8 protein-coding genes are annotated in these 12,952 nt (G+C 47.4%); all 8 read right to left on the bottom strand.

The annotated features are described in order from the left end of the window. Positions 1-135: 135 nt before the first annotated feature. Positions 136-1,062 (bottom strand): glycoside hydrolase family protein, encoded by a 927-nt coding sequence (locus PBOR_RS13300; RefSeq protein WP_042212287.1) that lies wholly within the window; start codon positions 1,060-1,062, stop codon positions 136-138. 293 nt (positions 1,063-1,355) lie between these two features. Beyond that, the gene (locus tag PBOR_RS13295) at positions 1,356-2,969 is read right to left on the bottom strand and encodes an extracellular solute-binding protein (RefSeq protein ID WP_042212285.1); all 1,614 of its coding nucleotides are present in this window, start codon (positions 2,967-2,969) and stop codon (positions 1,356-1,358) included. Positions 2,970-3,019: 50 nt separating this feature from the next. Then, positions 3,020-3,898 carry a carbohydrate ABC transporter permease gene (locus PBOR_RS13290; RefSeq protein ID WP_042212282.1) on the bottom strand — a complete coding sequence of 293 codons (879 nt, stop codon included), beginning with the start codon at positions 3,896-3,898 and terminating at the stop codon, positions 3,020-3,022. Then, entirely contained in the window at positions 3,899-4,858 is a 960-nt protein-coding gene (locus tag PBOR_RS13285; RefSeq protein ID WP_081972031.1) for an ABC transporter permease, read from the bottom strand. It lies immediately after the preceding gene. Positions 4,859-4,906: 48 nt separating this feature from the next. Next, the gene (locus tag PBOR_RS13280) at positions 4,907-7,354 is read right to left on the bottom strand and encodes an alpha-L-arabinofuranosidase C-terminal domain-containing protein (RefSeq protein ID WP_052429463.1); all 2,448 of its coding nucleotides are present in this window, start codon (positions 7,352-7,354) and stop codon (positions 4,907-4,909) included. Positions 7,355-7,632: 278 nt separating this feature from the next. Continuing rightward, positions 7,633-9,060: a response regulator transcription factor gene (locus PBOR_RS13275; RefSeq protein ID WP_042212278.1), complete on the bottom strand. Its 1,428-nt coding sequence runs from the start codon at positions 9,058-9,060 to the stop codon at positions 7,633-7,635. Position 9,061: 1 nt separating this feature from the next. Continuing rightward, on the bottom strand, positions 9,062-10,804 hold the full coding sequence (locus PBOR_RS13270; RefSeq protein WP_042212276.1) for a sensor histidine kinase: 1,743 nt from the start codon (positions 10,802-10,804) through the stop codon (positions 9,062-9,064). Between the two features lie 109 nt (positions 10,805-10,913). After that, positions 10,914-12,821: a beta-galactosidase gene (locus tag PBOR_RS13265; RefSeq protein WP_218918904.1), complete on the bottom strand. Its 1,908-nt coding sequence runs from the start codon at positions 12,819-12,821 to the stop codon at positions 10,914-10,916. Positions 12,822-12,952 lie beyond the last annotated feature (131 nt).

Raw genomic sequence — 12,952 nt, 5'->3', positions numbered from 1 at the left:
CCCAATCTGCGTAGAGCTCAAATAACGAATCGTAATAAGCCTGCGCTTCTCAGACGGAATTTCCCCGAATTCCCTTAGAATTTGTGATGTCAATGCAGGTAAGCTTATGCTTTGCGAAAAGACACTTGAAGTGAATTAATCTTCTGGACGAAGCTCAATCTCAAACTGCTCGTTACGGTCACAAACCAGGATTCCTTCGATTACATTAAGCCGTGCTACCTGAATGGAAGAACGGCGGTTACCGTAGGCTGAGACCGTATTCCAATCTCCCGTCCGGCCCGGGTGGGTAAAATAGAAAATATAAGCTTCATCATTCTGAACTACCACATCGGCATGAAAGCCAATTCCACCGTCATCAATGCCTCTGCCGGGCTGATCCAAAATCTGTCCATTCCGCTCCCATTGTTCTAGATCAACGGAGCGGTATACCCCCTGTCCGCGCCATTCATCAATAATCAGCCAATAATAGCCTTTGAAGCAAAATACATTGGGACCCTCATGTCCTTGATGGGTCAGCACGGGACCTGTCACTTCCCACGAATAAAGATCCGCACTGTCGGCGGCATAAGTAACCGAGCCGTTTGCCTCATCTTTATACCACATACGGAAGCGACCATCCGGCAGAGGATAGATACATGCATCGATTACCCTGTCTGAACTAAGTTGAATGTGGGATTGATAGCTCCAGGAGAGCATATCCCTACTGGTATAGTGGAGCAGGCTTCGCTTGTGTCCCTCCCAGACCTCCGGTACGCCCTGAATATAGCTGACATACATATGATAAAGTCCCTCATGCCATATAATCTCCGGAGCCCAGAACGTATTCCGGCCCCATTCAATGTCCAAGCCGTTTATAATACCCCGGTATACCCAGCTTTTCCCGCCGTCTTTAGAAGATGCAACTCCCAGATCACTTCCATGGACCCAGGTGAAGCCTGGACCTTCGGCCGTTGCCCTGCGGCTGGTATATACCAGCCACCATTCCCCGGCGTTTCGATTATAGATCACCACGGGATCAGTAGCGCCGTCATAGATAGGGTCACGATATAGCGGTTTGTTCATAAGAGTTCTCCTTTATATATGTGAGATTGTCCAGCGGCAGATCCCCCAAAACCGAAATCGCCTTCACCAAGGAACCTTTATGGTTGTGCGGTCTCTGGAGCTTCGGCATATTGCGTTGGGATTTCCCACGCTCCTGTCTTGTTCATAGGCATCGTGTACTTGCCGACTCTACCGGCTCGTTTATAGCTTACTCATTTTAACTGTACGCATGAAATCAGCATTGGTACCCACAGAAACGGGACGAGCCTTTGCTTAAAGGCTCGTCTCCGCTTTCAGCGAATGTGGTTCAACACTTACAAACCCATTTCCTCGGCTCTCTTGTTAACTTCATCAATGGCTTCTTTCAAACCCTTGGATTCGTAGCTTTTCACAGCTTTTGTCCACATGGACGAAACGTCTTCCTTGCCGATAATAGTATTGATTTCATCGTCCTGAAGGGTTGTGATCGCCAGTTTGTTCTTAGCCGGTGTGGACATCAGCATAATATCGAAGTTAAGCGGTGCCGGTTTGTCTTCCGCTTTGAACTTTTTGAATGTTGCCTGATCCACGGCTTCCCAAGCCGCTACATCCGGATTGGCGTTGACCACTGTTTTACCAGCTTTATAGAATGCACCATGCCACTGTGCCAGTGTATTGATCGTATTGGTAATGGGGTATTTTTGTGCCAGAGATTCATCAGCGGTAAGCAGTGATACCGCTTTTCCGTTCTCTATTTTATAATCCACATCCAGAATGCCATTCTTGTACAATGCAGAGTATTCTTCCGAAGCCATGAAGTCGACCAACTGCAAAGCTCGATCAAACTCTTCATCGCTCATCATGTTGTTGAAGTAAATTTCCGACCAGTAGGGCGTTACAACATAGGTGTATCGGTTTCCATCAGCCGCGGGCCAGATATTCATAATTCCAACTGCGTCAGTCAGATTTACACCAGGATTCGCCTTTTTGAAGGTATCTGTATTGGCCGCTGAATTCAGTGCTCCGCCATAAGAGATAAAGGCTTGTCCGTTAAGAAATTTCGTAAAGCCATCCCCTTCCTTTTGAATGGCAAAATCTTTATCCAGTAAACCATCGTTGTAAAGTGTTCTGAGCTGCTGAAGACCTTCAACCACTCTTTTTGAGGTATAGGAAGGAATCCACTTTCCATCTTCTTTAACCCATGACTGATTGTTGGACATTTCAGGGAAACTGCCCAGGAACTGCGTATCAATATAGCTCTTATTCTGAAGCGCGATACCCACTGTTCCGGGATGCAGCTTCTGTACTGCTTTGATCATGGCGACAAATTCCTCAAAGCTGTTCGGATCAGAGGTATATCCGGCTTCACTTGCCCAATCCTTGCGGTACAAAATGGAACGGTCCAACACCCAATCGCTGGCATCGTCATAAGTCATTCTTGGAACCATGTAATACTTATCATTGACCTTCAGTGGCGTCACGGAAGGCAAGTTCATGATCCGTTCAATGGTCGGGTATTTACTCAGATCATCTGGAAGTGGCTTAATGATACCCTGCGTGGCCCACGAGGAATAAAGAGCCTTGTTATCCACGGCGATTACATTCGGAAAAATATCCGGAAGCTGACCGGAAGCAGCCCACACCTTTGTTTTTTCCATATAATCGTTCCATGTTAATTGCACCGGCTTCAGTGTAACATTGAACTTTTTCTCCATATCATTGAAGATCACATCATTTTCAGCACCTGGAGCGTCAAATCCGTCCTGGATACCCATCATGGAGACATCCAGCTCCAGATGTTTCGAGCCACTCTCTCCGGAAGCGCTACCAGAGGCATCGTTGGATGGAGAACTTGACGAATTATTATCATTGCTGCTGCAGCCCGCAAATACTGTTGTCAGGACCAGCATGACTGCCACCAGCATCTTTGCTTGTTTGCTCTTTTTCATGTAAACTATCCCCTTTTGTCATGTCTTATAATAATGGCTGCTTGCCAGTATTATCCCTTAATCGAGCCTATCATAATCCCCTTGGCAAAATACTTCTGAACAAAAGGATAGACCAGGATAATCGGTACCGCTGAAATAATGATCATGGCCGACTTAACAGAATCGCCATAAATATTTTGTGTCCCTTGAGCCAGCTGAGCTCCTGCTGAGCTGTTAATAATCTGACTGATGTTGGTTATGGCGTTACGCAGCACCAGTTGCAGCGGATACAGTTTGGTATCGTTAATGAAAAGCGTGGGCAGCCACCATTCATTCCAGCGGTCCACCGCGTAGAACAATGTCATGGTCGCAATAATAGGCATAGATACGGGAACTACTATTCTCCATAAGATGGTAATATCGTTAGCTCCATCGATCTTGGCCGATTCCTCAAGGGAAGGAGAAACCGTATTGAAAAAGTTTTTCATCATAATCAGGTAGAAGGTGTTAACCGCAGGGGGTATAACCATCACCAGCAGATTGTTTTGCAGATTCAGCTTTTGCAGCGTCAAAAAGTAAGGAATGAGTCCCCCAGAGAAAAACATGGTAAAGATAATCCCGTTGAAAATAATATTTCTTCCGGGTAGCGTTTTCTTGGATAACACATATGCGCCAGCTGTGCTAACCACTATACTGAGGATGGTACCCGCTGCGGTTACGAAGAGCGTAATCCCCAACCCGCGTGTAACCTTCCCGTCAATGAACAGAAACCGGTATGCAGATAAATCGAAATCCTTGGGAAACAAGAACAATTTACTCGAACTAGAGTCCGATACCGTGGAGAACGATAGCATCAGCGTTTGATAGAACGGAAACAGCGCGACCAAGGCCATTATTCCAAGAAATAGTGTTATTAGAGCATTGGGTAGATTGAACTTCTTGGTTATCACTTACAACCCCTCCTCTTTGCCGACTTTGGTCACGATATAGTTGGCACCAAACAGTAAGGCGAAATTGATTATGGACTTCAATAATCCGACGGTAGTTGAGAAACCAAAGCCAGTTGCATCCGTAAACGCGCTGCGGTAGACGAACGTATCTAGAATATCGGCATATTGATATACTGCTGAGTTATACAGGTTGAAAATCTGGTCAAAACCACCATTCATTACATTTCCCACGGCCAAAATGAATAATACTGCCGCAGTGGATTTAAGTACAGGCCATGTGATCTTTCTCATCTGCTGAAAACGGTTAGCCCCGTCCACTGCGGCTGCTTCGTACATCTCGGGATTAATTCCCGCGATCGCTGCCAGATAAAGAATGCATGACCACCCGGCCTCTTTCCAAATGTTAGAGATAAATAACACTATGGTGAAACCCGGCCCGTTAGTCAGCACGGATGACTTGTCCGCTCCGAAAAGCACAAGAATCTGATTGTAAAGTCCCTGGTCACTAAAAATCCCTATGATTATTCCACTTAATACAACCCAGCTGATAAAGTGAGGGAACGTAAATACAGTTTGAAATATCCGGGTGAGCTTCCCTTTCGAAATCTCATTAAGCAGCAGGGCAAGCACTATTGGGATTGGAAATTCAATGATAAGCCGTCCCAGACTGATCAGAACCGTATTGCGGGTAGCCGTCCAGAAATCGGGATTGTTGAAGACAGCGGTAAAATTAGCAAAATCATTCCATGGACTGCCCAGAATTCCTTTGGAATAGTCAAATTCCTTGAAAGCCAGTAATATGCCGTACATCGGAACATAGGAGAAAACAATGTAATAAATCACCAGCGGTGCGAGAAGGAGATACAAGTATTTATGTTTGACAATCTCTTTTCGCAATTTCCCACCGGTTCGCCGTGCCGTTAACTTTTCAGGAATTTCAAGCTGAGTATGGCTTGCCATTTTCTCTTCACCTCTATTATTTGTTCATGGCAATGGTAGACAGGAAATTCAATCCGTCTTCAATCTAAGCATCGTTACCGAATGACCGGGGAAACGGTAGGTGAACGATTTCCCAAGTCCCGTCAAATCCTTCGAGACAGGAACAACCCTTTGCGGTGCTGCAAATGAATTCTCGGCATCAAGACTGTCTGCGCTCAGTTCAATAACTTTCCCTATTTCTCCTATTCTGTCTACCCCCTCCAGAGTCAATTGCACTTCAAGTTCATCCTCCTGCGCGTTCACCGCCTTGATAATAATATCTCCGCTGGCATAATCCTTGCTGGCAGTGTAATACAAAGGTTCGATAGTAGACACTGGGTCAATCAAGTCATGGATCAACACATCATCTACATAACAACGGATGTGTCTCCCTGATACCTCTACCTTTAATGCGTACTCTCTTCCGGTCTCAACAGATACTTGATCAATTTCAATAATCGTAGCCTCAGTTCCGTCTACACATTTGCGCAGGGTAGAGAGCCGGTTAATCCACCCCCCATAGTTCCAGACATAGTAGTTATTACGGTCCTGTTCGCCGAAAATAATCCGCAGGCCTTCCTCGCCGTCCAGCTTCACACCCTTAACGGAAATCGTATAATGATTACTCACATCGGCGCTTACTGTCGACCGGCAGTCTGCCAAGTCCGTAGATGACTGCACATACCCTCCAGCGGCAGCTATCCAGTCTCCCTCACGAATCTTCCACAACAACGAGTGATTCTGGAAACTGTCACTAAAATAGGTTGTACCCGCCAAATTATCGCTTATGGTGAAGTCCATGTATTTCACACTTGTCCTAAACGTGCCAACACCGATACGACCCCGTATCGATTCCTCAGTCGCCGTATGTTCGTTCGAAGGAGGATTCAAGGCCAATTCGGAGTGAAGCACCACGTCCCCTTTATTAAGACTGAACATTTGTTGCACATAATAGTTCACACTGCCAAATGCTTGATGATTGTTGAACCAGATAAGGTTCGGGCGCCAATTCACATAATCGATATTGGCTAACATGGGTGCGTAGCAGGTGAGCTTGACCACATCCGCGTTCCGCTCCAGCCCGGTCATATAGGCCGCCTCAGCCAGTGCATTATAAAATTTATTTCCCCATGAAGCGTATTCACCGACAAACACCTTGGGACCGCTGCGGTCAAAATCGTCATAGCGGTGCCAATTGCTTAGGAACCAGGATGGCAATGCATAATAGTGTTCATCGACCAGATCCGCCTGAAACTGTCTGGAATAATTCCAGCCAGTCTCATAATCCTCTCCCTGCGGCTGTGGGCCACTGGAGCAAATCACCTTGATCTCCGGATGTTTCTCGCGGATGGCATTCTGGAAATAAGGATAACGGTCAAAGTATCCCTGCCGGACTTCCTCGTTACCGATGGCGATATACTGTAGACCAAAAGGCTCTGGGTGCCCCAGTTCCGCCCGTTTTGCTCCCCAAACCGTGTCTGTAGTACCATTTGCGAACTCAATCAGATCCAGTGCATCGTCGATCCATGGACCAAGTTGGTCCAGCGGTTCTTCAAGGCCGTGATGCGGGTTGTATGCGGCGGGAAGAACCGGCAAGGGCGCCGCTCCAATATCCTCACAGAATTGAAAATACTCATAGTAGCCCAGCCCCATCGACTGATTATAGCTCCAATTATTACGGCGTGAAGGCCGGCTTGCCACGTCACCGATTGTGTTCTTCCAGCGGTACATTGAATTGCGGGCTTCGGGGTCCAGCGAACCGTCATGCACCAGGCATCCTCCCGGAAACCGCATAAAACCCGGCTTCAACTCCGCGATCAAGCGGGCGATATCCTTTCTTAGTCCCCCAGGCCGCTCATTAAAGGTCTTCTCCGGGAACAAGGAAACCATATCCATATGCAACCTGCCCGTGCCAGTAGTCAACAGTACCAGTCTTGCCGCCGTATCGGTTCCACTTGAAGTTAGCACTGCCTTATATTGGACCCAATCTCCGGATTCAACTGTGATCAGGGCTTCGGCAAACAAATCTTCAGTCTGGCTTTCAAGTCGAATTTGAACGGGCCGGCTGCCATTGTCGTCACAACGGCAATAGAAGGTGAAATGATAGCGCTCTCCTTCTTGGACAGCGATGCCTGTGTTAAAGCCGTGATTCATCAAACCGGCGCCCGTTCCTGGCGTTGTGACATCCAGCACAACATAAGTCGGATTATTAGGACTAAGCGGATTTTCTTGTGCTGTATGGATGGAAGCGATTCCACCACCGCGTGTAACAAGCGACCAGGCCGTGAGCGAATGATAGTCCTCATTATCAATGGGATCAAATTCAAAGGAGCGGTTTTGGACAAGCTCCGCATATAGCCCCCCATCAGCGGCGTGGTTCAAATCCTCAAAGAAAGCGCCATACATTTCGGAATTTAGAACTGGCCCCGGACGGGAAGCATCAACGGTCAGCCTTCCTGGCGTCTGAGCTGTTGTCATGTGCCCATTAGTCTCTTGCAAGTAGGTTCACTCCATTTCCTAAGGAAAGCATCTTCTCTCTCTGCCTTCATTATAGGCTTTCATTCCTGGAGGGTGTATTCACGCAAATTAGTGAATATTGCACAAAACCAATAAAATGAAAACGTTTCATTCGACAAAACATCTAATAATTCTCCATTCTCTTCTACTTAAAATCCATATCCATCAGCCTAATGATATGCATGAGAGAGCAGCTACTCCTCATACAAAGCAAAAATCCCGCCCCTATGGACAGGATTTCAGGTATGCTCGGCACGGTAGGCACTTGGTGTAATGCCCTTCACACGTTTGAATATCCGGCTAAAATAGAAATAATCGGAATAGCCGGTTCGCTCGGCGATTTCATTAATGGGCAGATCCGTTGTCGAGAGCAGCTTGCAGGCATAGTTTATCCTCAGATTGTATAGATACTGTGTAAATGTGGTTCCGACTTCCTTCTTGAAAAGCTGGCTGATGTAATTGCCGTTTACATTTAGTTGTGCGGATAGAGCCGGAATAGAAATATCTTCATTATAATGCTTATTGACGTAATCAAGGATCGTATTAAACGTCCGGTTCCGCCCATGCAGACGTTTGAATTCCGTATGCGTCTTCAGCTTTTCTGCCAGCAGTTCCTTTAGAAAGACCAGCATTTCAAAGACCGTATCGAACAACCCGCAAAGCTGGTCAAAAGAATAAATAAAATCCTCATGCGGCCCACCCTCGCTTCGCCCCGCGAACAGCATAGTCTGGTTATACACAATGACTGCATGCTTGATGTACAGCTTCCCTTCCGCAAACAGCCCTTCCATCTCATCCAGACAGGCAGACAGAGCATCTCTGTCATTACTCACGATCGCCTCCTCCATGTCTTTCATGGCGTGTTCTTTCTCGTTAAAATTCACACTCTCATCGGTCAGCAAGCATGGCTCTCCTGCTGTAAAGAAGCGGTAGGCTTTGATCTCAGCCTCCTGCAGCGCTTTGCGGATTTCTCCGGCCCTGCGGATCCCTCCACTGATTCCTATGCCCTTGATTTCGTCCCCCGCGGCGTTCTCCAGATCAAAGCACAGTGACTCCCCGTTCAGCTGCTGAACAAGGTACGCATATTTGCCGAATCCAATACGCAGGGTGACACAGCCGCTCCAGCCGGAGAACATCAGCTTGCTTCTCCCTACAGACACAATAGCTTTAATGCCACCGGCTGAGCGGATGTCTACTCCGAGTGATTTTAGCGCATTGTCCAAATATGTGTCGGCTTCACTGGTGCCTTCAGCGATATAATCAAGAATTCGGCCTTCGGCAGTGATTTCCCGTCCTTCCAGAACCGTCTTGGCCTTTTTCAAAAAAACTGCGATTTCGGATTCATCAAAGGGCTTCAAGCAATAGCCAAAGGCTCCGTAATTAATTGCTTTTTGGGCAAGTGCAAATTCGGCATAGCCGCTTACAACAATAACGAGCGGTTTGGACGTTGTATTCTGCAAGTTTTTGATTAATTCCAGACCGCTCATACCTGGCATGCGGATATCCGTGAATACGACATCCGGCTTCAATCTCTCAATTGCCTCATAAGCTTCCGCTCCGCCCAGTGCGTAGCCGGCAATTTCGAACCCGTTCCCGCTCCAGTCCACGCTCGCGATCAGGCTTTTGACCACTAATTCCTCATCGTCCACTAGAAATACCTTAAACATATTATTTGCACTCCTCCAGCGGAATCGTGATGACAACCTCAGTTCCTTCACTCTGTTCACTTCTGATCATAATACCATATTCGTCTCCATAGTTTAGCTTGACCCTGTTATTGACATTCTGCAGACCGATACTGGCTGTATTGCTCTCCAGTCCTTCCTGCGCTGACAGCATTTCCTGAATCGAATGCAGCTTCTCTTCATCGATCCCCGGACCGTTGTCTTTAATCGACAGAAGAATCGTATTCCCGGTGCGCTCCCCGCGCAATTCCAACATTCCCGAGCCGCTCTGTGGTTCAATCCCGTGAAAAATCGCATTTTCAACGAGAGGCTGAAGAATCATCTTTGGAACCTGACATTCCAATATATCCTCGGAAAAGTGAATTTCTGTTTTAAAACGGCTTCCAAAGCGGATCTGTTGAATGTACAGGTAACTTTTGACCATCGTCAACTCTTCCCGGAGAGGGACCATATCCTTGCCTTTTATGCTGTAACGGAAGACAAACCCGAGCGCCTTAGCCATATTAAATATTTTGTCCGAGCCTTCCTCCACTGCAATCCCCTTGATGGATTCCAACGTATTATACAAAAAATGGGGATTGACCTGACTTTGCAAAAAGGCCAATTCGGACTGTTTTTTTACCAGCTCCGCTTTATACAGTCTGGTGTTACTGTCTACAAGCTGCCTTGTCAGGAGATCCAGCTCATCCAGCATCCGGTTAAAATTCTTGGCCATAATGCTGATTTCCGCATAACCCTTCAGGATAATCCGACGGCTTAAGTTACTAGGCCTGCCTAATTTGAAATCACTCATGAACTGCACCAGCTTCTTCAGCGGACGTATAATATTGCTAATGACGATGAAGAAAGGAAAAGCCAGCAAAAGCAGCGCAACGAAGAAGATGATAACTGATTGCTTGCGTACATCCTCAATTCCACTCAACAGTTCGCTTTTGGGCAGCTTGAAGACGATTCTTCCATCAATATCGGGCACCGCACCTGTTTGAACCAGATAATCCCTATCTTTTTCTTGCGATAAGCTTTCCTTGTAAGGACTTCCTGTATCCAGCTGAGCATCATTGGTAAAAAACACCTTATCGTTACGGTCCAGCGCATAGATTTTACTTCCGGTCAGACGTATGGACTTCTCAGGCGAGCCCAGTATTGCTTTGGCATCCAGCACAAGCATCAGCGTGCCAATTTTTTTATCATCCTCAAAGTTGGTGATGGAATAGATCGGACAGCCTGCGATAAACACATTTTTGCTCACGTTATTAAATGGAAGAGTGGTAATTCCGGTAAAATAGTACAGCTGCTTGTCTGGTACTTCCTCCACAAAGGGCAGCAGATTGCTGATATCTCCGCTGATATTGAATTTCATGCCCTCTCTGCCTACTAAAGCGATATCCAATATCCCATCCTTCATATTCATCATGTCTGAGATATAGCCTTTTAATTGCAGATAGTCCTCGTACTTGTCTATAGGATCGGTCTCCGTTAAATATTCTTGTACAAATGTTGAATTGTAGGCAATATTCTGAATGATCCGCTTGACTGCATCAGTGTTGGAAGACACAGTCTGGTTCATCTGCGAGATCATCTCGGTGAAATACTCGCTGTTCTTCTTCTCTACGACATTGGTGGATTTGCTGTAGCTGGTAAAGATAATAAAGAGCACCACCACAATAATAAAGGCAACCAGCAGAGAGAGCTGTATACCAATCGGCATTTTTTTGAAATAAGCCATCTGTTCACGACCTCTGAAGTGAAGTAGGGTCCCGGACTGGGATTTCACCCCGGGCAGCTCCCATTCTTTATTGTATCAGCAATTGGCCGCATTTCCATTCAGTTCTCCGTCAGAATCCTGTTTTGGGAATCTCAATCGGAAGTACATCATATGGTTCAGCCTGGCCGGTCCGCACCTCATACATGTTGGAATGAGCCTGCTTCACACCCTCCACGAAGGGCTGATACGGCTGGTTGCAGACATCTACCACACCAATTTGATAATTCTCACCGTCAAAGCGCCCAAGCACCGGCTGATCGTTCCACTGAAAATAATGGACACCGATCAGCTCTGGAATCGCCGCCGCCTGCTCGACGTAATAACGGTAAGCTTGTCCCCGTTCCTCCTGGGTTCCAACCGCCCGGATTCCGTAAGCGAGCATGCCGGCATCCGCCGCACCGAAATGATATTCACCGATCATTACCGGCTTGTTCAACACCTTGCTGATATGTTCAATTTGTTCCCGGTCAGGAGAGAATTGATAGCAATTCAGCGAAAATACATCAAACCACTCGCAGCCCTCCAGCATATCGTCGCTGCCCACCCAGGCATAACGCATGCCCAGATTGAGATGGTCCGGGTCCGCCAGCTTGCACAGACGGGCTGGCACCTCCACGTACCGCCGGATCAGTATCCGGTTGAATTCAGCATAATCGGCTTCCCGAGCAGAGCTTCTGTGCTCCACCGCCGTCTCCGCCAAATACAGACTCTCCAAGCTCTTATATGAACTTCCCCAGGCTTTGTTCAAAGACTGCACCGTTCTATACCTATCCTCCAGCCACTGGACGAATCTTTCTTTGCTGGCATAACGGACCGGTGACTGCAGCATTTGATGCGTCAGATTCAGACTGTCGACGAATGCCCAATGCGGCTCATTGCGCATGAAATAGCCGACCATTCTCCGGTCCTCACGCAGTACACGAAGCTGGTCTGCGAAGCTTTCGGCACTCCGTTCATATTCCGGACTGAACACATCCGGGAAATCACGGAAAATGGTCAGCTCTGTGACCGGGAAACTCTCCAGCGGATAGACATACGGCAGCTTGGAATTACGAATAAAGTCAGAATCGGACCAGTTCCCAATTGTGTTGAAACCCCATTTAATCAACCTGCATTCGGTTAACTGCTGCCAAGTCTGACGCCACTGGCTGCCAAAGGAGCGGATCAGATTGGCAATTTCGAAGCTGAATTCCCGCCCTCCCTGTGACCAGGCCTCTTGGTATAGTCCATCGCTGCCGGGCAGCTGCGGAGTCAAATGCTCCATACCCGATACCCGCATAGGAGAAGCAGGAGCGATACAGTCCATGCCCGTGCTGAACAGGGCATAGCCGTCGGGATCGACAAACCACCAGCGGCTGCCGTCATGCTCTGTGCGGAAAAAGCCTGTGGCAGCAAATTCCATCCGTTTCCACCCGCCATACCGGCCATATTCGCTGCCGCGGGAATCCGCTACTCCGGCAAGCAGTCGCTCTTCCGTAAGCTTCCGCACCATTTGCTGCGGATCTTCCATTTTGCCTATCCAGTCTTTGCTAGCCAGTTGGCCCAGCTCATTGATATAAGGCATAGGGTCATAATCAAATAGAGGAATGCTTCTGGTCAAGGATAACCCGGCAAATTCTATTCTTCTATCTGTAATGGAAGGGATGGTGGCGATCGTCATTCGATTAATGCTGCTCCGGTCAACATAGGTATCTCCCCGCATCACAGACTGCATGATGCCGGGATAACGGTCGAGGAACAGCTTCTCCCCGTTCAGATGGCTGAGCGGCAGGCATATAACAGTTTTGACATTTGGCAGGACTCCCAAATGGAACGTAATCGACCGGTTCTCCTGGTCATGAAAAGTAAACAGCAGGACAAGCACATCATGTGACTCATGAAAAACCTCGGCCGTCACAAAATCGAAATCAGTCCATACTGAGCGGCCAGCATTGTCAGATTCAAAGTATACACTTCCACCTTGCGGCGGTGTTGTCATATAGAAGCATTCGGAAGACAATCTGTGACATTCAGTATGTGGACCTGCCTGGAGTAATTCCGCAGGAATAGATAAGCTCATAGAGATTCCCCTTTTCTACACTTTCAATCATTATAATGTAAGCGATATCA

Source organism: Paenibacillus borealis, assembly GCF_000758665.1.
Lineage (GTDB): Bacteria > Bacillota > Bacilli > Paenibacillales > Paenibacillaceae > Paenibacillus_AQ > Paenibacillus_AQ borealis.
The sequence above is the reverse complement of the archived record's forward strand: the minus strand, read 5'-3'. Positions and strand labels throughout refer to the sequence as shown.

What these genes read in the sequence shown, in the direction of transcription:
- PBOR_RS13300 (WP_042212287.1), bottom strand. Translation starts at nt 1,062, where the DNA reads ATGAACAAACCGCTATATCGTGACCCTATCTATGACGGCGCTACTGAT.
- PBOR_RS13295 (WP_042212285.1), bottom strand. Translation starts at nt 2,969, where the DNA reads ATGAAAAAGAGCAAACAAGCAAAGATGCTGGTGGCAGTCATGCTGGTC.
- PBOR_RS13285 (WP_081972031.1), bottom strand. Translation starts at nt 4,858, where the DNA reads ATGGCAAGCCATACTCAGCTTGAAATTCCTGAAAAGTTAACGGCACGG.
- PBOR_RS13280 (WP_052429463.1), bottom strand. Translation starts at nt 7,354, where the DNA reads ATGACAACAGCTCAGACGCCAGGAAGGCTGACCGTTGATGCTTCCCGT.
- PBOR_RS13275 (WP_042212278.1), bottom strand. Translation starts at nt 9,060, where the DNA reads ATGTTTAAGGTATTTCTAGTGGACGATGAGGAATTAGTGGTCAAAAGC.
- PBOR_RS13270 (WP_042212276.1), bottom strand. Translation starts at nt 10,804, where the DNA reads ATGGCTTATTTCAAAAAAATGCCGATTGGTATACAGCTCTCTCTGCTG.
- PBOR_RS13265 (WP_218918904.1), bottom strand. Translation starts at nt 12,821, where the DNA reads ATGACAACACCGCCGCAAGGTGGAAGTGTATACTTTGAATCTGACAAT.